The sequence below is a fragment of the Citrobacter sp. CtB7.12 genome (assembly GCF_001297795.1).
Classification (GTDB): Bacteria; Pseudomonadota; Gammaproteobacteria; order Enterobacterales; family Enterobacteriaceae; genus Citrobacter_A; species Citrobacter_A amalonaticus.
The window spans coordinates 179,963-202,157 of record NZ_LIFT01000007.1 but is presented as its reverse complement, the minus strand read 5'-3'; the positions used below and the strand labels follow the sequence as shown (position 1 = coordinate 202,157).

Here is a 22,195-nt window from a genome sequence, read left to right as displayed (position 1 = left end):
GATACGGTACTTGCATCGTATCCGGCCATTCAAACGCTTACCGATGATGACACATAAACTCAGACGTCGGACAACAGGCAGGCCTGCTCTGTCAGGCTGTTTTTAAACTGTTTACGATAATCGCCTGGCGAACAGCCGACGTGGCGCAAAAACAGCTTCGCGAAGTGGTCGACATTTTCATACCCGACACGCCAGGAAATTTCGGCCTGTGAAGAATCAGTATTGGTTAAGGCAAATTTCGCTTCGGTCATCCGCCGCTGAATCACATAATTAATCGGTGAAATATGGTACTCGCGGGTGAATTCGTGACAAATATAGCTGACGCTGGCACGAAATTTTTTTGATAACTGCTCAAGCGTAATTTTCTCCCGATAATTATTATTGAGATAGACCAGAATATCTTTAATCAGAACATCTTTTTTAATATGTCCTTGTTCCGAACGATATGCATTTTTAAAGTTCTCAAAGAAGAGCACCGTCAACGCATAGGCAAAAGCATCGCAGACGGACGACGTCAGGCCATTTTTACTTTGCGGCAGCATCACCCCGAGCTCATTAAAAATACTTTTGATCACTTCTTTTCCCTGGCCGACGGCAACCACCGGACAGGAATGCGATTGTAGCAGTTGGTTTTCCTCCCAGCCCTGAAAGCGAAAGCCATACAGCGCGCAGGTGTAGGTGGTGGCTGGCACGTTCACATCCGATGTCACGGCATGTAACCGCCCCCGCTCCACCACGACAATATCATCTTCGTGAGCCACATAAAGGGAAGAGTCGATCGTTAATCTGACGATGCCTTTTTTGACATAAATCAGCTCGGTCTCATTGTCATGAACATGATGACCGGACTCCCAACGGGGATCATCACTAATGACAAATCGGGAAAATCGCGGGGTTTTGCCCTGGTCAAAAAGGCTTTCCATGGCATTATCAAAGCAGCGTTGATACATGACAACCTCCACAAGCAGAAATTTATCCTGAACAATATAATGAGGATAAAATAAAGCGAGTATGGCGGTTATACAACTGTATTTAGTAAAGGCAAAACAAGATTATTTCCCTCACCTGCAAGATAATACGTTTAATTCTCTCAAATGATTTTCTACTCATTTCTTTTGTACGAGCGATCCCACTTTTTTTGCAAGATACCTGGTAACGAAAACAGATTGCTCCGTCGATAAAAAGCCGCCGTCTGTCGCACACTATTTCCAGTCAATTTTCACTTTCCGCCGGGGTGGCCTGATTGTCACTGTCGGTATGCGACTCACAGGAGATGCCATGAAAATAATAACCTGCTTTAAGCTGGTGCCTGAAGAACAGGACATTGTTGTTACGCCCGAGCAAGCGCTGAGCTTTGACAATGCGGACGCCAAAATCAGTCAGTTCGATCTCAACGCCATTGAGGCCGCAACGCAGTTGGCCACCGAGGCAGAGGATGAGATCGCGGCACTGACGGTGGGCGGCTTATTATTGCAAAACTCTAAAGTGCGTAAGGATGTGCTCTCCCGCGGGCCACATGCACTGTATCTGATGCAGGATGCACAACTGGAACACGCGCTGCCAAAAGACACGGCGCAGGCCATTGCCTCCACGGTGGAAAAAATCGGATTCGATCTGCTCCTGTTTGGTGAAGGGTCTGGCGACCTTTATGCACAACAGGTTGGTCTACTGGTCGGTGAGATCCTGCAACTGCCAACCCTTAACGCCGTCAGCAGCCTCCAGCGTCAGGGCGATAAGCTGCTTGTAGAGCGTACGCTGGAAGAGGACGTTGAGGTGATAGAACTGACACTTCCGGCCGTTATCTGCGTGACATCGGATATTAACGTGCCACGCATCCCCTCAATGAAAGCCATTCTTGGCGCCGGGAAAAAGCCCGTACACACATGGCAGGCAAGCGATATCGGCTGGAGTCAGGGCGAGCTGCGAGCAGAACTGGTTGCCATTACCGTACCGCCACAAACGGCGCGTAAGCACATCATTCTGGATAACGATTCGCCGGAAGCCATCGCCGAACTGGCTGAACACCTGAAAAAAGCCCTGAACTGAGCCCAACGGAGAACACAATCATGAGTCAATTAACCCACGTCTGGGTATTTAGCGATAACGTTGAACGCTACGCAGAGTTGATGGCTGGCGCACGTCAGTGGGGTCAACAGGTCTATGCCATTGTTCAGGGTTCTGAGCAGGCGGCGCAGGTTAAGCCGCTCGGTGCTGACGGCATCATCGTACTGGATAAACCCTCCGACCTGCAGCGAATCGAAAATTACGCTGAAACGCTGGCCGCGCAAATCCGGGAAAAAGGCGACGGTCTGCTGCTGATGGCAGCAACCAAGCGCGGCAAATCGCTGGGCGCGCGTCTGAGTATTCAGTTGGATGCTGCCATGGTTAACGATGCAACGGCAGTGAGCGTTGAAGAGAACGCACTGTTTGCCGAGCATCGTATGTATGGCGGCCTGGCGTTTGGCAAAGAAAAACTGAACAGCCCGCTGGCCATTATCACTCTCGCCCCTGGTGTACTGGAGCCGATTGAGGCGGATCACATGCATGACTGCCCGGTGGTTACCGCCGAGTGGGTGGCCCCGCGCCAGGAGATCTTGTGTCAGGAACGTCGCGCCAAATCGCTCAGCAGCGTTGATTTAAGCAAAGCAAAACGCGTGGTAGGCGTCGGTCGCGGCCTGGCGGCACAAGACGACCTGAACATGGTGCGCGAACTGGCCGCCGTACTCGGCGCGGAAGTGGGCTGTTCACGCCCTATCGCCGAAGGGGAAAACTGGATGGAGCGCGAGCGTTACATCGGCGTTTCCGGCGTACTGCTGAAGTCCGAACTGTATCTGACGCTGGGTATTTCCGGACAGATCCAGCATATGGTGGGCGGCAATGGCGCGAAAGTGATTGTCGCCGTGAACAAAGATAAAAACGCGCCAATCTTTAACTATGCCGATTACGGACTGGTGGGCGATATCTACAAAGTGGTCCCTGCCCTGATCGCGCAGTTGCGCTAATTCTCACCTTGACCCACATCTCCCGCTGTGCAAACGGCGGGAAGGGAGCTTTAAGCATGTCGGATGAAAAATTTGATGCCATCGTCGTCGGTGCTGGCGTAGCGGGCACGGTGGCGGCGTACATCATGGCAAAAGCCGGACTCGATGTTCTGGTCGTCGAGCGCGGTAACAGCGCGGGCAGTAAAAATATGACCGGGGGGCGTCTCTACGCCCATGTGATTGAGCGGATTATGCCCGGATTTGGCGAGAAGGCGCCCGTTGAACGCAAAGTCACCCGCGAGAAAATCTCGTTTATGACGGAAGAAAGCGCGATCACGCTGGATTACCATCGCGAACAGCCGGATGTACCGACTCAGGCATCGTACAGCGTGTTGCGCAACCGTCTCGACCCGTGGCTGATGGAGCAAGCCGAAGCGGCTGGCGCACAATTTATCCCTGGCGTGCGCGTGGATGCGCTGATTCGTGAAGGCAACCAGGTCACAGGCGTACAGGCTGGCGACGATATTCTCGAAGCCAACGTGGTGATCCTCGCTGATGGCGTCAATTCAATGTTGGGCCGTTCGCTGGGCATGGTACCTGCTTCATCGGCTCACCATTACGCTGTCGGTGTGAAAGAGTTGATTGGCCTCTCCCCGGAGCAAATCAACGACCGTTTTAATCTGTCCGGAAATGAAGGCGCGGCGTGGTTATTCGCAGGATCACCGTCAAACGGCCTGATGGGCGGCGGGTTCCTTTATACCAATCGCGATTCCGTCTCCCTCGGTCTGGTATGCGGGCTGGGCGACATGGCCCATGCGCAGAAAAGCGTACCGCAGATGCTGGAAGATTTTAAACAGCACCCTGCCGTTCGTCCGTTGATTCAGGGCGGCAAATTGCTGGAGTACTCGGCACATATGGTGCCAGAAGGCGGACTGGCGATGGTGCCGGAGCTGGTAGGCGACGGTGTGATGATTGTCGGTGACGCTGCGGGCTTTTGTCTGAACCTCGGTTTTACGGTACGCGGAATGGATTTAGCCATCGCCTCTGCCGAAGCGGCGGCACACGCCGCGATTGGGGCCAAAGAGCGCAAGGACTTCTCTGCCCGCACGCTTGCGCAATACAAACACGATCTGGAGAAAGGGTGCGTTATGCGTGATATGCAGCATTTCCGTAAGATCCCGGCGCTGATGGAGAATCCGCGCCTGTTCACCCAGTACCCGCGAATGGTGGCGGACATCATGAATGACATATTCACCATTGATGGCAGCCCGAATCAACCGATGCGCAAAATGATCCTGTCACATGCAAAACAGATCGGGCTGATGAATCTGCTCAAAGATGGCATTAAGGGAGTCACGGCGCTATGAGCCAGGAAAATCGCGTTAACGTCGACGTCAAACTGGGCGTCAATAAATTCCATGTTGATGAGGGCCATCCGCACATCATTCTGGCGGCGAACCCGGACAGCAAAGAGTTTCAAAAATTGCTGAATGCCTGCCCTGCCGGACTCTATAAGCAGGATGAGGCAGGTACGATTCACTTTGATTCCGCGGGCTGTCTGGAGTGTGGAACCTGCCGGGTGCTGTGTGGTGAGACGATCCTCGAAAAATGGGAGTACCCCGCAGGCACGTTTGGCGTGGATTTCCGCTACGGCTGAAACGACGGATGGACGCAAATGCCGAAGAGTGACGCCAGGCGTCTTATCCGGCCTGCAATCCCCTACTCCCCCCTTGATAGACCGGGAACCTCCGATGAGTGTCACATTAACGTTTGACGCCGGGCGGCGGGACGCATACCGCAAGCTTGGCTTTTGGGGCGATGCCTCGCTGGGAGACTACTGGCAACATACCGCACGCAGCGTGCCAGACAAAATCGCCGTCGTGGATAACCACGGTACGGAATTCACTTACGCCGCCCTCGACCACGCGGCAAGCTGTCTGGCGAGCTGGATGTTGGCGAACGGCATTCAGCCCGGCGACCGCGTCGCTTTTCAGCTTCCCGGCTGGTGCGAATTTACCGTTATCTATCTCGCCTGTCTGAAAACCGGCGCCGTATCCGTTCCCCTGCTGCCCGCCTGGCGCGAAGCCGAGCTGGTGTGGGTGCTGAACAAATGTCAGGCAAAACTGTTTTTCGCCCCAACCGTGTTTAAACAGACGCGCCCGGTCGATTTGATCTTGCCCCTGCAAAACCAGTTGCCACATCTGCAACACGTTATCGGCGTCGATAAACTGGCACCGGCGACAACCTCGCTCGCCCTCAGCCAGATCGTTGCGGACAACGCGCCACTTGCCCGTCATATTCAGGTTCACGGCGACGAGCTGGCCGCCGTGCTGTTTACCTCTGGCACCGAGGGACTGCCAAAAGGCGTCATGCTCAGCCACAACAATATTCTCGCCAGCGAGCGGGCCTACTGCGCGCGTCTGAATCTGACCTGGCTGGACGTCTTTCTGATGCCAGCGCCGCTGGGACACGCCACCGGTTTTTTACACGGCGTGACGGCACCGTTTCTGATCGGCGCGCGCAGCGTGCTACTGGATATTTTTACCCCAACGGCCTGCCTTGCGCTTCTGGAGCAACAGCGCTGTACCTGCGTCTTAGGGGCGACGCCGTTTGTGTACGACCTGCTCTGTACTGTGGAACGGCAGCCTGCCGATCTCTCTTCGCTGCGTTTCTTTTTGTGCGGAGGAACGACCATTCCGCAGCGCATTGCTCGCGACTGCCAGCAGCGCGGCATTAAACTGCTCAGCGTTTATGGTTCGACGGAAAGCTCGCCGCATGCGGTAGTGAATCTCGACGATCCCCCTTCCCGTATGATGAATACCGATGGCTACGCGGCGGCAGGCGTGGAGATCAGAATTGTTGATGAGGCGCGTAATCCCGTGCCTCCGGGCGTTGAAGGGGAAGAGGCATCGCGCGGACCGAACGTCTTTATGGGCTATCTTGACGAGCCTGAGCTAACCGCTCGGGCGCTGGATAGCGAGGGCTGGTACTACAGTGGCGATCTCTGTCGGATGGACGAGGCGGGCTACATTCAGATAACCGGGCGCAAGAAAGATATTATCGTTCGGGGCGGAGAAAACATCAGCAGTCGCGAAGTGGAAGATATTCTGTTGCAGCACCCCCGCATTCACGATGCCTGTGTGGTTGCTATGCCGGACGAACGTTTAGGCGAGCGTTCCTGTGCCTACATCGTGCTGAAAGCGCCGCATCATTCACTGTCGCTGGAAGAAGTGGTTGCCTTCTTTAGCCGTAAACGGGTAGCGAAATATAAGTATCCAGAGCACATTGTGGTGGTCGAAAAGTTACCCAGAACGGCATCCGGGAAGATCCAAAAGTTCCTGTTACGCCAGGATATTATTCAACGATTAGCGTCGGAATGCCGTGAGGCATAAATTGCCGGATGGCGGCGCATCGCCATCCGGCAGTACCTTACTTCTTCAATTCCGCCAGGCTCAGCCAGGTCTGGACAACGGTATCCGGGTTCAGCGACAGGCTGTCGATCCCCTCTTCCATCAGCCAGGCGGCAAAGTCTTCATGGTCAGACGGACCCTGACCGCAAATCCCGACGTATTTACCCTGTTTCTTCGCGGCGCGAATCGCCATCGACAGCAGCGCTTTCACCGCGTCGTTACGCTCATCAAACAGCTCTGATACCACACCAGAGTCACGATCCAGACCCAGCGCCAACTGTGTCATGTCGTTAGAACCGATCGAGAAGCCGTCAAAGTATTGCAGGAACTGTTCAGCCAGCAGGGCATTGGACGGGATCTCACACATCATGATGATCTTCAGACCATTTTCGCCACGTTTCAGCCCCTGACGCGCCAGCTCTTCCACGACCGCTTTTGCCTGCTCAACGGTACGGACGAACGGGATCATGATTTCGACGTTAGTCAGTCCCATCTCATTACGCACGCGTTTCACCGCGTCGCATTCCAGCGCAAAGCAATCACGGAAGCTGTCCGACACATAGCGACCCGCGCCACGGAAGCCCAGCATCGGGTTCTCTTCCTCTGGCTCGTAGCGTTCACCACCCACCAGGTTTGCGTACTCGTTCGACTTAAAGTCGGACAAACGCACAATCACGCGTTTCGGCCAGAACGCCGCGCCGAGGGTGGCGATCCCTTCCGTCAGGCGACCTACGTAAAATTCACGCGGAGAATCAAAGCCTTTCATCATCTCGCGGATTTCGTTTTGCAGTTTGGCATCTTGATCGTCAAACTCCAGCAGCGCACGCGGGTGGACGCCAATCATACGGTTGATGATAAATTCCAGACGCGCCAGGCCAACGCCTTCGTTTGGCAGACAGGCGAAGTCAAACGCCCGATCCGGGTTACCGACATTCATCATCACCTTCAGCGGCAGATCCGGCATCGTATCGACGCTGGAGCTCTTAACGCTGAAGTCGAGCATGTCGGCGTACACGTAGCCTGTATCGCCTTCTGCGCAGGAAACGGTGACCTTCTCGTCATCCTTCATGCGCTCAGTGGCATCGCCGCAGCCCACCACCGCCGGGATCCCCAGTTCACGCGCGATAATGGCCGCGTGACAGGTACGACCGCCACGGTTAGTGACAATCGCCGCCGCTTTTTTCATGATCGGTTCCCAGTCCGGGTCGGTCATGTCGGTGACCAGCACGTCGCCAGGCTCAATGCGGTTCATCTCGCTGATATCATGAATGACTTTTACCGGGCCTGCCCCGATGCGGTGACCGATAGCACGGCCTTCCGCAATGATTTTGCCCTGCGCGTGCAGCGTGTAACGCTCCATCACCTGGCCGCGAGAACGCACGGTTTCCGGACGAGCCTGGACGATGAACAGTTTGCCGGTATGACCATCTTTCGCCCACTCGATGTCCATCGGACGACCGTAGTGTTTTTCAATCTGTACCGCCTGCTTCGCCAGTTCCTGCACTTCGTCGTTGGTGAGGGAGAAAATATCACGGCTTTCCTGCGGCACATCTTCAATGGTGACCTGTTTGCCGTGTTCCTGGGTCGGCGCATAGACCATGCGGATTTTTTTCGAGCCCATCGTGCGGCGCACAATAGACGGGCGATTGGCCGCCAGCGTCGGTTTATGGACATAGAACTCATCCGGGTTTACCGCGCCCTGCACCACCATCTCGCCCAGCCCCCACGCGGAGGTGATAAACACCACCTGGTCAAAGCCAGATTCAGTATCAATGGAGAACATCACGCCGGACGACGCCAGATCGGAACGCACCATCCGCTGGACACCCGCAGAGAGCGCCACGCCACGGTGGTCATAGCCCTGGTGAACGCGATAGGAGATTGCGCGGTCGTTAAACAACGAGGCAAACACGTGCTTCACGGCGACCAGTACGGCGTCAAAGCCCTGGACGTTGAGGAAGGTTTCCTGCTGCCCGGCAAAAGAGGCATCCGGCATATCTTCCGCAGTAGCAGATGAACGCACGGCGAAAGAAGCATGTTGATCGTCCGCGGAGAGTTGTGCGTAGGCATCGCGGATAGCATTTTCCAGCTCAGGCTGGAAAGGAGTGTCGATAATCCACTGGCGGATCTGCGCGCCGGCCTTCGCTAACGCGTTAACATCGTCAATATCCGTTTGATCCAGCAGTTCATAGATGCGCTGGTTTACACCGCTCTGGTCCAGAAACTGGTTAAACGCATCGGCGGTTGTGGCAAAACCATTCGGTACCGATACACCCATACCGGAAAGGTTAGTAATCATTTCACCCAGGGAGGCATTTTTGCCCCCAACTCTGTCTACATCATTCATGCCGAGTTGGTTATACCAAAGCACCAGCGGTGACGAGCCATTGTTGGACATCGAACAATCCTTTTGTGATAAATGAACGAGTTTAGGAAACGCTTAATTACGTATTTATCTTTGCATATTTAACCCGCTTAAAAAAACGGTGAATCGTTCAAGCAAATATATTTTTTATTTTTTCGGACAGTTTACCCATTTGCGCAAACCCGCGAATGGCGGGCGATCCCCACAAAATGTGTCGGTATAAACATCTGTTCCATAAAATGAAATGCACTTTTCATAAAATATAAAAATACCATTTCATTTTCAAAATAAGCGTTATTTTCTACGCTTCAGAGTAATTTTAATTTATGCTTTCAGAGAATTATGACTGACTTTCAGGGTGTGAAAATGGATAATGCTGTAGATCGTCACGTGTTTTATATTTCCGATGGAACGGCAATTACCGCTGAAGTGTTGGGCCATGCGGTGATGTCACAGTTCCCCGTCACTATCAGCAGTATTACGCTGCCGTTTGTTGAAAATGAGAACCGCGCCCGCGCCGTTAAAGACCAAATCGACGCCATTTATCAACAAACCGGCGTGCGCCCTTTGGTGTTCTATTCGATTGTATTACCGGAGATCCGTTCCATCATTCTGCAAAGCGAAGGCTTCTGTCAGGATATCGTGCAGGCGCTGATCACCCCGCTACAGCACGAGATGAAACTCTACCCCACGCCGATTGCTCACCGGACGCACGGGCTGAATCCGGGTAACCTGAACAAGTACGATGCGCGAATCGCCGCCATTGATTATACCCTTGCCCACGATGACGGCATTTCGTTGCGCAACCTGGACCAGGCGCAGGTGATTTTGTTAGGCGTCTCGCGCTGCGGCAAAACGCCCACCAGCCTCTACCTGGCAATGCAGTTTGGCATCCGCGCGGCAAACTATCCTTTTATTGCCGACGACATGGACAATCTGGTTCTGCCTGCATCGTTAAAACCCCTGCAACATAAGCTGTTTGGTCTGACGATTGACCCTGAACGTCTGGCCGCCATCCGCGAAGAGCGCCGGGAAAACAGTCGCTATGCCTCCCTGCGTCAGTGCCGTATGGAAGTGGCCGAAGTCGAGGCGCTCTACCGTAAGAACCAGATCCCGTGGTTGAACAGTACTAACTATTCAGTTGAAGAGATTGCCACCAAAATCCTCGATATCATGGGATTAAGTCGACGCATGTACTAACAAACTAGTTCATGAGTTCTGTTTTTTTGTTATCATACCGTTCTGCCGCGAGGTGTGACGCACCTCGCACTTGAAATCAGCAGGGATTGGTTTAAGGTTGTGCCCATCACTTCCCGGTACCTCTGCCGTAGAAGCCACAAATTTCTGAGAATTGTCATGAACAGAACCGATGAACTGCGTACCGCGCGTATAGACAGTCTGGTCACGCCCGCTGAACTTGCGCAACGGCATCCTGTGTCGCCCGCCGTCGCCAGCCACGTCACCGACTCCCGACGCCGGATAGAAAGAATATTGAATGGTGAAGACCGCCGCTTGCTGGTTATTGTAGGTCCGTGCTCCATTCACGATCTCGATGCCGCACTGGAGTATGCCACGCGTTTACAGGCGCTGCGCACGCAGCATCAGGCGCGCCTGGAAATCGTCATGCGCACCTATTTTGAAAAACCACGTACCGTTGTCGGCTGGAAGGGACTCATTTCCGACCCGGATCTCAACGGCAGCTATCGCGTGAATCACGGCATTGAACTGGCGCGTAAACTGCTGTTGCAGGTCAATGAGCTGGGCATCCCAACCGCGACGGAATTTCTCGATATGGTGACCGGTCAATTTATTGCCGACCTGATCAGTTGGGGCGCCATTGGCGCGCGGACCACCGAAAGCCAGATCCACCGCGAAATGGCCTCGGCGCTCTCCTGCCCGGTCGGCTTTAAAAACGGGACCGACGGAAATACCCGTATCGCCGTTGACGCGATCCGCGCTTCCCGCGCCAGCCATATGTTCCTCTCACCCGATAAAACCGGTCAGATGACCATTTATCAGACCAGCGGCAACCCTTATGGCCATATCATTATGCGCGGTGGCAAAAAGCCGAACTACCATGCTGAAGATATTGCTGCAGCTTGTGATACGCTGCATGAATTTGATTTACCAGAACATCTGGTCGTCGATTTCAGCCACGGCAACTGCCAGAAGCAGCATCGCCGTCAACTGGATGTCTGTGATGATATTTGCCAGCAAATCCGTAACGGATCGACAGCCATCGCCGGCATTATGGCGGAAAGCTTCCTGCGTGAAGGTACGCAGAAAATTATCAGCGGGCAGCCGCTGGTTTATGGTCAGTCGATAACCGATCCTTGCCTTAATTGGGAAGACACTGAACTGCTGCTGAGCAAACTGGCCTCGGCGGTGGACAGCCGCTTCTGAACGTCCGCCCATCCGTACAGGGTGGGCATATTCTCCCCCCTTTTCGCAAACTACCACATTTAATACTTGTTGTTATCGTGTACTTTATTGATAATAAAAATCATTGTTACATTAATTATTATTAATAAATCGTGATACCCGTATGGATAACATTGAGTCCACCCGCCTTAAGGAACGAGAAAACGCGGCTCTCCCACCTGCGCCCATCCGCAAGATCAGCAGTCAGAAACTGTTAGGTGATGACGGTAAAGTGATTATCGATCACAACGGTCAGGAATACCTGCTGCGTCAAACGCAGGCAGGTAAACTCTTGCTGACCAAATAGCGCTTCAGCTTGAACAGCTGACTTCCAGGCGTTTGCCCCAGTCCGGCGGACGCTGGCTGTAGTCATCATCGCGATCGCGGAAAGGCTCGCGCAATATGGCATGTAAGCGATGCAGTTCACTCATATCGCCTTTCTCCGCCGCCGCAATCGCCCGCTGCGCCAGCCAGTTACGCAGCACCACCGCAGGATTGGCGCTCAGCATTAGCGACTGACGCGCAGCATCATCGACTGCATCGCGCTGCAAACGCGTTCTGTAACGTGTGAACCAGTCATCAAAGGCGGCGCGATCGATAAATTCGTCGCGCAGTGGAGAGGCGGCATTCTGCTGCTCTGTCATGCTTAGCATGCGGAAAGTACGGGTATAGTCACTGTGCTCGCGGGCCATCAGGCTGAACAATTCGTTCAACAGATCGTTGTCATCTTTTTGTTCGGTCATGAACCCCAGTTTCTGCCGCATCCGCTGACCGTAGCGCGTCAGTAGCGCCACCTGGTACCCGTCGAGGGCATCATTGAGCGCCTCAACGGTGATGAAGGGCGACAGACTTTGCGCAAGGCGCTGAAGATTCCACAAACCTACCGCCGGTTGATTGTCAAAGCTGTAGCGCCCCTGGTGGTCAGAATGGTTGCAAATGAAGCCCGGTTCATAGTCGTCCAGGAACCCAAACGGACCGTAGTCCATCGTCAGCCCGAGGATCGACATGTTATCGGTGTTCATCACCCCGTGCGCGAAACCCACGGTTTGCCAGTCGGCGATCAGTGACGCGGTCCGCGCGACCACGTCGCGAAACCAGAGAATGTACTTATCGGCGTCTTGCTGGAGATGCGGCCAGTAATGACGAATGGCGAAATCCGCCAGTTGCTGAACTTTTTCCGGCTCGCGACGGTAATAGAAATGCTCAAAATGACCGAAGCGCAAGTGGCTTTGCGCCAGTCGCATCAGCATCGCCCCCGCCTCCACCGTTTCGCGGTAAACTGGTGTTTCACTGGTGACAATCGTCAGCGCCCGCGTCGTTGGTATCCCCAGGTAGTGCATCGCTTCACTGGCAAGGCTTTCTCGGATCGTGGAGCGCAATACCGCACGACCATCACCCATGCGCGAATACGGCGTCAAACCCGCGCCTTTCAGGTGCCAGTCCATTGTGCTGCCATCGGCAAGCAACTGCTCACCGAGCAGAATACCGCGCCCGTCACCCAGTTGACCCGCCCAGACGCCGAACTGATGACCGCTATAGACCTGCGCCAGCGGAGACATCCCCGGCAACAGCGCCTCGCCGCCCCAGACACCCGCCGGGCTGTCAGGATGAAAAAGGGAATCGGGGATGCCCAGTTGTTCGGCAAGCGCATCGTTGTGCCAAATCAGTCGCGAGTGATTCAGCGGTGTTGGCGACAGTGCGGTAAATGTTGCTGGCAGTTCATCGCGCCAGCGGGCTGTGAAAGACAGGGTCATAGGGCCTCCTGCCTGTAGTGTAGACGGTTAATTCCGTCATAAACACCAGCAAACAGAAAGGTTATCCGTGGAGTAATTGGGTGACCTGACTGGCCGAGACGGCAGGCCACAGCCCGCCCTGCATACCGCTAAAACCGAATGGCGTCACGCGGGTCAACATCGCTTCGCTGTCGATACCGGCGATCATCAGCGATTCGCAATAAGGCGACACTTGCGTAAGGATGGCGCGCATGAACGGTTCGAAGGAAAGACGAGTGGCCCGACGATGGACAAAATTCCGGTCCAGGATAATTCGTTTAAATAATCCATCGAATATGGCTTTGTTGGCACTTTCCCCTGCACCGAAATTGGCCAGTACCAGAGGAAAACGTTCAGCCAGCGCATGCAACGTTTTATTCTCTTTGCCTTCAGACAGTTCGGGAAAATTCTCATTAATCATGAGTTCGAGAAACGAAAACCGTTTAACGGCAGAAACGCACTCACTATTGGTTAATAATAACGGTACAACTGCCGGGGTTATATAAATCCAGGCGACAAGTTTATGTTGAATAAAAAAATGTTGGCACGTTTCGATCAGCGCCAGCTTTTCGATAAATAACTGGCACTGTTCTTCGGGAGAAAGTCGCGGAAGCACCAGTTCAGTTGGGATACGAACGTCACCGTCTTCACTGACAAAGTTTGCGATAACGCTTAAACCGATAAGTTTTCGTTGTACATTCCTGGCGGGCTGAAAATAGAGTTCAGAATGATACACATTATCCAGTGAAACATTCATCACGGCAGTCCCACATACAGGGAGTGATTCGGCAACCTATTACACAGGATGTCGTCATCCATCTTTTTTAATGCCAGAAGGAAAATGTTCATGTTGTCCTTTTCACCCGGAGCCCCGGTTCCTTAGTATTCAGCTTATCCTGATTATAAACGCTTATCCAGCATTGTTCTTTTTTCGACAATAAAAGCGAGGGACATCCTCAATCGAAATAACGCCCTACGACTAAATGCGTCTCGCCTGCCAAAAGTTTTTCCGCCAGTAGACATTATCCAGCGACGAACGCATCACACCACGACTGGTTGATGCATGAATAAACTGACCGTTAGTATCATAAATACCCACATGTAAACCGCTCTCTCCCGACCCGGTTTTGAAAAACACCAGATCGCCAGGCAACAAGTCGTCCTTATCGATTTCCGTCCCCAGTTTTGCCTGTTGACGGGTTTCGCGCGGCAGCTGCAAAGAGAACTGATCGCGCATGGTCATCAGCACAAAACCGGAACAATCCACACCACCGCGACTCATGCCGCCGTAACGATAGGGCGTCCCGCGCCAGGTCTGGAGTTGATCATTTAAGCCGGCAATCACGGTAATGGAATCAGAGAGCCGGGCATTGGGCGGCGGCGCTCGGTGGCTACTACATCCGGCCAACAACAGTGCTGTGCAAAAAAGAAACCAGAAACGCATTCAGGCGAATCCTCTGTATTTTTATTCTTCACCCCTTATAGCGGGTATTTACGCGGGTTTTCAAGAAACCATTTCGTTTAAGTGGTTGATATAATCATTCTGTGACCTTCGATGTCAAGACGCCGGAAGTGCAGACCATACGCCTGCGCTAAATGCGCTGGCGTCAGCACTTCATCACGTGGACCGCTGGCGAGCAGTTTCCCCTGTTTGAGCAACCACGCCCGGTGCGCGTGGCGCAAGGTATGATTCAGGTCGTGACTGCTCATCACGATGGCAATCCCCTGCTGGCACAGGCGGTGCAGAATGCGATCCAGCGCATTTTGCTGCGCGACATCAAGGCTGTTCATGGGCTCATCGAGGAGCAATAGCTGCCCCTGTGGGTTGGTCTCTGGCGCGATTTGCAGGATCACCGCGGCAAGACGGACGCGCTGCCATTCCCCACCTGAGAGCTCCTTCGCATTGCGTTCAAGTTTGTCCGCCAGCCCCAGCGACTCGGCCACCGCCATCAACTGGTCTGTGCGCGTTTTGTCTGGCTGATGTAGCGTCAGGAAGTGCCATACCGGCATCGCGAAGGGCGGATTTTGCTGCTGCGCCAGATAAGCACGATGGCGGGCAAGTTTAGCGGCGGGCCACAATGCCAGCTCAGTCCCCGCCAGAGCGATCGTTCCCGCCCCACTGGTTAACCCTGCCATCCGCGCCAGCAGCGTGCTCTTTCCGGCGCCGTTCGGCCCCACAAGATGCAGGATCTCCCCTGCCCGAATCTCGCCGGACAGAGGCCCTAACCGGGTCGATTCCGCCACATCCTGTAACTGCATCACTGAAGACATTATTTAGCCAACGCGAGTTTGATGCTTTCCATCACAATCGGATCTTCCGGCGTCATATCCGGAGAGAAACGCTGTATCACTTTGCCATCACGGCCTACAAGAAACTTCTCAAAGTTCCACAGGATATCGTCAGGATAGAGCGGCGCACGCCCTTTGCTGGCCATTCGCTCATAGAAACCACTCTCTTCAGGGGCTACAGCCGTCGGTGCCGCCTCAATCAGCTTCTGGTACAGCGGATGACGCCCCTCCCCGTTTACCTCAATCTTGCTGAACATCGGGAAGGTCACGCCCCAGGTCATCGCGCACCAGGTTTTGATCTCGTCATCACTGCCAGGTTCCTGCCCAAGGAACTGATTGCAGGGAAAGCCCAGCACAATAAAGCCACGGTCGGCCCACGCTTTCTGAATATTTTCCAGTTGCTCATACTGTGGGGTAAGTCCGCATTTTGAAGCTACGTTAACAATCAGCAGAACATTACCTGTGTATTTCTCAAGCGTGGTCACTTCGCCATCAATCGTTGTCACTACCGTGTTCAGAATCGAGTCTTGCATAGCCTCTCCAGGATCGTGAGTGATTCAAATACCAGCTTCTAATCATAGACTGTCTTGTCGTACCTAACGTCCGGCTTTGAGTAACAGCCAGATAAAAACCGGTGCGCCGAGCGTCGCGGTGACCACGCCAATCGGCAATTCGGCGGAGGCCAGCGCCAGGCGAGCGACCACATCGGCCAGCAGCAGCGCAATGGCCCCCGCCAGCGCACAGGCAGGTAACAGCACGCGATGGTCCGTTAAGCCGCACAGGCGTAAAATATGGGGGATGACCAGGCCAATAAAACCAATGGCCCCGGCCAGCGCCACGCTGACACCGACCATCCATCCGGTGGCAACCACCAACAGATTTCGCCAGAACCACAAGGGGAGTCCCAGTTGTCGGGCAGAGGTTTCCCCCAACGCCAGCATGTTCATCGCCTGCGACTGGCAGCAGATCCACACCAGCACCGGAATCAGGGCCAGCATCAGCCAGGACTGCTCCCAGTTAACGCCACCGAATCCCCCCATCATCCAGTACATCAACTGACGCAGATCGAATGAGGTAGAAAAATAGATGGCCCAGGTCATCAGCGCACTACAGATAATCCCCAGCGCCACGCCGGCAAGCAGCAGGCGGCTGGTCGAAAGATGACGACGGGCAAAACGCAGGAGGATCAACGTGATAACCAGCGCACCGGCAATCGCGCACAGTCCAAGCGCCCAGTGCGGCAGTATGCCCTTCCCCAGCAGCACGGCGGCGATCAGCCCCACGCCCGCACCGTTGGAGACACCGAGCAACCCCGGCTCCGCAAGCGGGTTTTCAAACAGCGCCTGCATCACTGCGCCGGACAAAGCCAGCGCCGCGCCCACCAGCAGAACCGCAAGCGCGCGCGGAAGGCGAATTTGCCAGACAAAGAGTTCACCACGCGGCGTCAGCCAGTCAGCGGGCGATATCCACTGCTCTCCGGCGCACAGGCTCAACCACAGTGTCAGTAACATCAGTACCGACAGACTCAGGATCCAGCGCACATGTTGTCGCTGTTGTTGACGGGCAAAAGTCAGCATGATTTCCGTTCAACTGAAAAGGATGTCATTGATTCTACGGTGCGATACCCCCGCAGAAAAGAAAAAAGGCCGCAAAAGCGGCCTTTTTGGTTAGATCTGATTACTCATCTTTGGGCGAAGCGTTTTCGACTCGGCTCTTTAACTTCTGTCCGGGTCTGAAGGTCACCACGCGCCGTGCTGTAATGGGAATATCTTCGCCCGTTTTCGGGTTACGTCCCGGACGTTGATTCTTATCACGCAGATCGAAGTTACCAAAACCAGAGAGTTTTACCTGCTCACCGTTTTCCAGAGCACGACGGATCTCTTCGAAAAACAGTTCGACCAGTTCTTTGGCATCCCGCTTGCTAAGCCCAAGCTTATCAAACAGATATTCTGACATTTCAGCTTTTGTAAGCGCCATAGGTTCAATCCCTCAATGATGCCTGGAATCGCTCTTTTAATGCCTCTACACATTTGGCGACGGTAGCGGCAATCTCCTCTTCTTCGAGTGTACGGCTGGTATCCTGAAGGATCAGGCTAATGGCGAGGCTCTTATACCCCTCCGCAACACCCTTACCACGGTACACGTCAAATAAGTTTACGCCAACTACCTGATTTACGCCAACTTTCTTACACTCGGATAAAATATCAGCAGCGGGAACGTTTTCGGCGACGACCACAGCGATGTCGCGACGGTTCGCCGGGAAGCGTGAAATCTCGCGCGCCTGAGGCACCACGCGGTCTGCGAGCTTGTTCCACTCCAGTTCGAACACCAGAGTACGGCCATTGAGATCCAGCTTACGTTCCAGCTCAGGATGAACAACACCAATGAAACCAATGCGTTCACCTTTCAGATAAATCGCGGCTGACTGTCCCGGATGCAGTGCCGGATTGGCTTCTGCTCTGAACTGAATGTCACCGAGTTTACCGGTCAGATCCAACACCGCTTCCAGATCGCCCTTCAAATCATAGAAATCAACGGTCTCTTTTGCCAGATCCCAGTGCTCATCATAGCGGTTACCGCAAATAACCCCCGCCAGCATCAGATCCTGACGAATGCCCAGATTGGCCTGGGTATCCGGTACAAAACGCAGCCCACTTTCAAAAATACGTACGCGGTTCTGTTGACGATTCTGGTTATAGACCACCGTTGCCAGTAACCCCGTCCACAACGACAGACGCATTGCCGACATTTCACTGGAGATCGGGCTTGGCAGCAGCAGCGCCTCTTCACCCGGATGGAGCAACTGCTGCACTTTCGGGTCAACAAAGCTGTAAGTAATGACTTCCTGGTAGCCTTTGTCATTCAATAGCGTTTTCACACGCTTCAGCGACAAATTCGCTTCACGGTGCGTCCCCATAATCAGACCCGCCTGGATCGGTTCATCAGGGATGTTGTCGTAGCCATACACGCGGGCGACTTCTTCAACCAGGTCTTCTTCAATTTCCATGTCGAAGCGCCAACTTGGCGCAACGGCTTGCCACTCGCCTTGACCTTCGGTCACTTCACAGCCCAAACGGCGCAGGATATCGCTGACCTGTGCATCGGCAATGTGATGGCCAATCAGACGATCCAGCTTGCTGCGACGCAGCGTAATGGTCGCGCGCTTCGGCAGCGTGGTTTCATCCGTCACATCAATGATCGGACCAGCTTCGCCGCCGCAGATGTCAATCAGCAAACGGGTAGCACGTTCCATCGCTTTGTACTGCAGAGCCGGATCCACACCGCGCTCATAACGGTGAGACGCATCGGTATGCAGACCATGACGACGTGCGCGACCGGTAATTGACAGTGGGCTGAAGAAAGCGCATTCCAGCAGCACATTTTGCGTTTCATCATTCACGCCAGAATGCTCACCACCGAAGATACCGCCCATCGCCAGCGCTTTATGATGATCGGCAATCACCAACGTATCAGCGTTAAGCTTTGCTTCTGTGCCATCAAGCAGTACCAGCGTTTCGCCCTCTTTCGCCATGCGCACGACAATCCCGCCTTCAATGCGGTCTTTATCAAAGGCGTGCATCGGCTGACCCAGCTCAAGCAATACATAGTTGGTCACGTCAACCACGGCATCAATGGAGCGGATACCGCAACGGCGCAGTTTTTCTTTCATCCACAGCGGGGTTGGCGCTTTCACATTGATGCCTTTGACGACGCGCCCCAGATAGCGCGGGCAGGCGTCGGTGGCGTCTACGGTAATCGGCAGGACATCAGTGATGGTTGCCGCTACCGGCGTGATTTCCGGCTCAACCAGCGGCGCTTTGTTCAGCACAGCCACGTCACGGGCGACACCGATGATGCCTAAGCAGTCAGCACGGTTAGGGGTCACGCTGATCTCAATGGTGTTGTCATCAAGCTTCAGGTATTCGCGGATGTCGGTACCGATCGGCGCATCGGCCGGCAGTTCAATAATGCCGCTGTGATCGTCTGAAATCCCCAGCTCGGAGAAGGAGCACAGCATGCCTTCAGACGGCTCGCCACGCAGCTTAGCGGCTTTAATTTTGAAATCGCCCGGCAGAACGGCACCGATGGTGGCAACCGCCACTTTCAGCCCCTGACGGCAGTTTGGCGCGCCGCAGACGATGTCCAGCAGACGCTCACCACCGACATTCACTTTCGTCACGCGCAGTTTGTCCGCATTCGGATGCTGGCCGCATTCAACCACTTCACCCACAACCACACCGTTAAAGACGCCGGCAACAGGCTCAACGCCATCAACTTCCAGGCCTGCCATCGTGATTTGATTCGACAGCGCGTCGCTATCGATAGCCGGGTTAACCCACTCGCGTAACCACAGTTCACTGAATTTCATTGTTTTATCCTGCCTTTATTTAAACTGTTTGAGGAAACGCAGATCGTTTTCGAAGAACGCACGCAGGTCAGTCACACCGTAACGCAACATGGTCAGACGCTCCATCCCCATCCCAAATGCGAAACCTGAGTAGATTTCCGGGTCGATACCAACGTTACGCAGAACGTTCGGATGCACCATGCCGCAGCCCAGCACTTCCAGCCATTTACCGTTTTTCCCCATCACGTCCACTTCGGCGGACGGCTCAGTAAACGGGAAATAGGAAGGGCGGAAACGAATCTGCAAATCTTCTTCAAAGAAGTTACGCAGGAAGTCATGCAGCGTCCCTTTCAGATTGGTAAAGCTGATGTTGGTATCCACAATCAGGCCTTCCATCTGGTGGAACATCGGGGTGTGCGTCTGATCGTAGTCGTTACGATACACGCGACCCGGCGCGATAATGCGAATCGGCGGCTGCTGATCTTTCATGGTACGGATCTGTACGCCGGATGTCTGGGTACGCAGCAGGCGCGTGGCATCAAACCAGAAGGTGTCGTGATCGGCGCGAGCCGGGTGGTGACCAGGAATATTCAGCGCATCGAAGTTGTGGTAGTCATCTTCGATTTCCGGGCCGGTCGCCACGGTAAAGCCAAGCTCGCCAAAGAAGCTTTCAATGCGATCGATGGTACGGGTGACCGGATGCAGACCGCCATTTTCAATGCGACGCCCCGGCAGAGAAACGTCGATGGTTTCCGCTGCCAGACGCGCATTCAGCGCGGCGTTTTCCAGATCTGCCTTACGCGCGTTGAGTGCCTGCTGTACCTGCTCTTTCGCTTCGTTAATCACCGCACCGGCGGCAGGACGTTCTTCAGCTGGCAGCTCGCGCAGCGTCGTCATCTGAAGGGTCAGGTGCCCTTTTTTGCCCAAATATTCGACGCGCACATTGTCTAACGCGGCAACATCTGACGCCTGGTTAATGGCCGCCTTCGCACTGGCTACCAGTTCTGCGAGATGTGACATGGTTTTCCTCATTGTGTCGGTGAAGACACCGGTTCGTTGAACGTAATCTCTCGATTTCGGGCACAAAAAAAGCCTCCATCAGGAGGCTTTTTTGCGCTGTTTTTCGTTTCTTCTTTCACGCGCTAGCCTCCTGAAGTCAGGTGCTAAAGTAAAAAAAGAAGCGGAAAATAGCAGCATTCATGCTTGCGTTACCTTGTGTGGTAAAAACCGGAGAACCTTTATTGAAAAGGGTTACGGATCAATTGTCAACTTATTGACGGAACAACAAATAAAAGAGAGGGAGCCAGGCTCCCTCTTTTCACTGGCTTATGCCAGAGCTGCTTTCGCTTTTTCGACCAGAGCGGTGAACGCTACTTTGTCGAATACGGCGATGTCAGCCAGGATCTTACGGTCGATTTCAACAGAGGCTTTTTTCAGGCCGTTGATGAATTTGCTGTAAGAAATACCGTTCTGACGTGCTGCTGCGTTGATACGCGCAATCCACAGTTGACGGAACTGACGCTTACGTTGACGACGGTCACGGTAAGCATACTGACCTGCTTTGATGACGGCCTGGAAGGCAACGCGGTATACGCGAGAACGCGCACCGTAGTAACCTTTGGCTTGTTTCAAAATTTTCTTGTGACGTGCGCGTGCAATTACACCACGTTTTACGCGAGCCATAGTGCTCTCCTGTATCTATTCTGATTTGCCCCCCTTTCACCACAGTGAAATCGGTTGGGCATTAAAAATTTAAAAAAACGTTAACGGCTTATGCGTACGGCAGGCACGCGATAACCAGACCCAGATCGCCTTTAGAAACAAGGCCTTTTGGACGCAGGTGACGTTTACGCTTAGTTGATTTTTTGGTCAGAATATGACGCAGGTTTGCGTGCTTACGCTTAAATCCACCACCACCGGTTTTTTTGAAGCGCTTAGCAGCACCGCGTACGGTCTTAATTTTTGGCATTTTAATAACTTCCACTTCGCATTGTTAATAAATGAAACCCAGGCGAGCAAAACCTGTGAAGCCCAAAGGCTTCACAGGAAATACTACTTGAAGGCCTACTGTTTCTTCTTGGGAGCGAGCACCATGATCATCTGGCGGCCTTCGATCTTCGTTGGGAAGGATTCGACTACTGCCAGTTCACTCAGATCGTCACGAACGCGCGTCAGCACTTCCATACCAATCTGTTGGTGGGCCATCTCACGACCGCGGAAACGCAGTGTGATCTTGGCCTTATCGCCATCTTCCAGAAAGCGAATCAGGCTGCGGAGTTTTACCTGATAATCGCCATCGTCGGTACCAGGACGGAATTTAATTTCCTTAACCTGGATAACTTTTTGCTTTTTCTTCTGTTCCTTAGAAGACTTACTCTTTTCATAAAGGAACTTGCCGTAGTCCATGATACGACAAACTGGCGGTTCGGCGTTAGGGCTGATTTCAACTAAATCTACTCCAGCCTCTTCAGCTTTTTCGATTGCTTCTCTCAGACTCACAATACCCAGCTGCTCGCCTTCCAGACCTGTTAAGCGAACTTCCTGGGCGCGAATCTCGCCATTGATACGATTCGGACGTGCCGTTTGAACTCGTTTTCCGCCTTTAATAC

General features: G+C 53.7%; 23 protein-coding genes and 1 other annotated feature. Of the genes, 8 read left to right on the top strand and 15 right to left on the bottom strand.

The features are described from left to right. Window positions 1–59: 59 nt before the first annotated feature. Window positions 60–950, bottom strand: coding sequence for an AraC family transcriptional regulator (locus tag AOY24_RS11285; protein ID WP_044328159.1), 891 nt, complete (start codon window positions 948–950; stop codon window positions 60–62). A 328-nt stretch (window positions 951–1,278) separates the two neighbouring features. On the opposite strand from AOY24_RS11285, the gene AOY24_RS11280 reads away from it, so the two are divergent. The 5 genes from AOY24_RS11280 (at window position 1,279) to fadK (ending at window position 6,373) form a co-directional block, all read left to right on the top strand. Next, window positions 1,279–2,046, top strand: a complete 768-nt coding sequence (locus AOY24_RS11280) for an electron transfer flavoprotein (protein WP_054176641.1) — start codon at window positions 1,279–1,281, stop codon at window positions 2,044–2,046. Between the two features lie 20 nt (window positions 2,047–2,066). Further along, a complete protein-coding gene (locus AOY24_RS11275; protein WP_054176640.1) occupies window positions 2,067–3,002 on the top strand; it encodes an electron transfer flavoprotein subunit alpha in 936 nt (311 codons plus the stop codon). Window positions 3,003–3,058: 56 nt separating this feature from the next. Next, window positions 3,059–4,348 (top strand): FAD-dependent oxidoreductase, encoded by a 1,290-nt coding sequence (locus AOY24_RS11270; RefSeq protein ID WP_054176639.1) that lies wholly within the window; start codon window positions 3,059–3,061, stop codon window positions 4,346–4,348. Further along, window positions 4,345–4,638, top strand: coding sequence for a ferredoxin family protein (locus AOY24_RS11265; RefSeq protein WP_043000861.1), 294 nt, complete (start codon window positions 4,345–4,347; stop codon window positions 4,636–4,638). Before AOY24_RS11270 ends, AOY24_RS11265 begins: the two co-directional genes overlap by 4 nt. 94 nt (window positions 4,639–4,732) lie before the next feature. Next, window positions 4,733–6,373, top strand: a complete 1,641-nt coding sequence (gene fadK, locus AOY24_RS11260; RefSeq protein ID WP_043000862.1) for a medium-chain fatty-acid--CoA ligase — start codon at window positions 4,733–4,735, stop codon at window positions 6,371–6,373. Window positions 6,374–6,410: 37 nt separating this feature from the next. Here the strand turns inward: fadK and ppsA are convergent, their stop codons facing one another. Further along, window positions 6,411–8,789 (bottom strand): phosphoenolpyruvate synthase, encoded by a 2,379-nt coding sequence (gene ppsA / locus AOY24_RS11255; RefSeq protein ID WP_043000863.1) that lies wholly within the window; start codon window positions 8,787–8,789, stop codon window positions 6,411–6,413. Between the two features lie 333 nt (window positions 8,790–9,122). Here ppsA and ppsR point away from each other — a divergent pair, with 333 nt between their 5' ends. From ppsR to hemP, 3 genes are all read left to right on the top strand, one after another. Beyond that, window positions 9,123–9,956: a posphoenolpyruvate synthetase regulatory kinase/phosphorylase PpsR gene (gene ppsR / locus AOY24_RS11250; protein WP_043000864.1), complete on the top strand. Its 834-nt coding sequence runs from the start codon at window positions 9,123–9,125 to the stop codon at window positions 9,954–9,956. Window positions 9,957–10,112: 156 nt separating this feature from the next. Further along, on the top strand, window positions 10,113–11,159 hold the full coding sequence (aroH, locus tag AOY24_RS11245) for a 3-deoxy-7-phosphoheptulonate synthase AroH (protein WP_043000865.1): 1,047 nt from the start codon (window positions 10,113–10,115) through the stop codon (window positions 11,157–11,159). Window positions 11,160–11,301: 142 nt separating this feature from the next. After that, on the top strand, window positions 11,302–11,484 hold the full coding sequence (hemP, locus tag AOY24_RS11240; protein WP_043000866.1) for a hemin uptake protein HemP: 183 nt from the start codon (window positions 11,302–11,304) through the stop codon (window positions 11,482–11,484). A 4-nt stretch (window positions 11,485–11,488) separates the two neighbouring features. Here the strand turns inward: hemP and selO are convergent, their stop codons facing one another. The 13 genes from selO to infC all read right to left on the bottom strand — a co-directional run bounded on the left by selO (window position 11,489) and on the right by infC (window position 22,193). Next, window positions 11,489–12,931 carry a protein adenylyltransferase SelO gene (gene selO / locus AOY24_RS11235; RefSeq protein ID WP_054176638.1) on the bottom strand — a complete coding sequence of 481 codons (1,443 nt, stop codon included), beginning with the start codon at window positions 12,929–12,931 and terminating at the stop codon, window positions 11,489–11,491. Window positions 12,932–12,992: 61 nt separating this feature from the next. Next, window positions 12,993–13,706 (bottom strand): EAL domain-containing protein, encoded by a 714-nt coding sequence (locus tag AOY24_RS11230; protein WP_043000868.1) that lies wholly within the window; start codon window positions 13,704–13,706, stop codon window positions 12,993–12,995. 222 nt (window positions 13,707–13,928) lie between these two features. Then, on the bottom strand, window positions 13,929–14,393 hold the full coding sequence (locus AOY24_RS11225) for a C40 family peptidase (protein ID WP_043000869.1): 465 nt from the start codon (window positions 14,391–14,393) through the stop codon (window positions 13,929–13,931). Between the two features lie 77 nt (window positions 14,394–14,470). Beyond that, the gene (gene btuD, locus AOY24_RS11220) at window positions 14,471–15,220 is read right to left on the bottom strand and encodes a vitamin B12 ABC transporter ATP-binding protein BtuD (RefSeq protein ID WP_044254789.1); all 750 of its coding nucleotides are present in this window, start codon (window positions 15,218–15,220) and stop codon (window positions 14,471–14,473) included. Further along, entirely contained in the window at window positions 15,220–15,771 is a 552-nt protein-coding gene (locus AOY24_RS11215) for a glutathione peroxidase (RefSeq protein ID WP_054176637.1), read from the bottom strand. Before AOY24_RS11215 ends, btuD begins: the two co-directional genes overlap by 1 nt. Window positions 15,772–15,834: 63 nt before the next feature. After that, window positions 15,835–16,815 (bottom strand): vitamin B12 ABC transporter permease BtuC, encoded by a 981-nt coding sequence (btuC, locus tag AOY24_RS11210; RefSeq protein ID WP_043000872.1) that lies wholly within the window; start codon window positions 16,813–16,815, stop codon window positions 15,835–15,837. Window positions 16,816–16,915: 100 nt separating this feature from the next. After that, window positions 16,916–17,215 (bottom strand): integration host factor subunit alpha, encoded by a 300-nt coding sequence (gene ihfA / locus AOY24_RS11205; RefSeq protein ID WP_001229265.1) that lies wholly within the window; start codon window positions 17,213–17,215, stop codon window positions 16,916–16,918. A gap of 4 nt (window positions 17,216–17,219) precedes the next feature. Then, entirely contained in the window at window positions 17,220–19,607 is a 2,388-nt protein-coding gene (gene pheT / locus AOY24_RS11200; protein WP_054176636.1) for a phenylalanine--tRNA ligase subunit beta, read from the bottom strand. 15 nt (window positions 19,608–19,622) lie between these two features. After that, a complete protein-coding gene (gene pheS / locus AOY24_RS11195) occupies window positions 19,623–20,606 on the bottom strand; it encodes a phenylalanine--tRNA ligase subunit alpha (RefSeq protein ID WP_044265459.1) in 984 nt (327 codons plus the stop codon). Window positions 20,607–20,668: 62 nt separating this feature from the next. After that, window positions 20,669–20,792 (bottom strand) — a sequence feature (Phe leader region). Continuing rightward, window positions 20,743–20,787, bottom strand: coding sequence for a pheST operon leader peptide PheM (gene pheM / locus AOY24_RS24915; protein WP_001386830.1), 45 nt, complete (start codon window positions 20,785–20,787; stop codon window positions 20,743–20,745). It overlaps the preceding feature by 45 nt. A 120-nt stretch (window positions 20,793–20,912) precedes the next feature. Further along, window positions 20,913–21,269: a 50S ribosomal protein L20 gene (rplT, locus tag AOY24_RS11190; RefSeq protein ID WP_000124850.1), complete on the bottom strand. Its 357-nt coding sequence runs from the start codon at window positions 21,267–21,269 to the stop codon at window positions 20,913–20,915. An 88-nt stretch (window positions 21,270–21,357) separates the two neighbouring features. Further along, window positions 21,358–21,555: a 50S ribosomal protein L35 gene (gene rpmI / locus AOY24_RS11185; RefSeq protein WP_003030583.1), complete on the bottom strand. Its 198-nt coding sequence runs from the start codon at window positions 21,553–21,555 to the stop codon at window positions 21,358–21,360. 95 nt (window positions 21,556–21,650) lie between these two features. Then, window positions 21,651–22,193: a translation initiation factor IF-3 gene (infC, locus tag AOY24_RS11180; RefSeq protein ID WP_043000875.1), complete on the bottom strand. Its 543-nt coding sequence runs from the start codon at window positions 22,191–22,193 to the stop codon at window positions 21,651–21,653. Window positions 22,194–22,195: the final 2 nt, after the last annotated feature.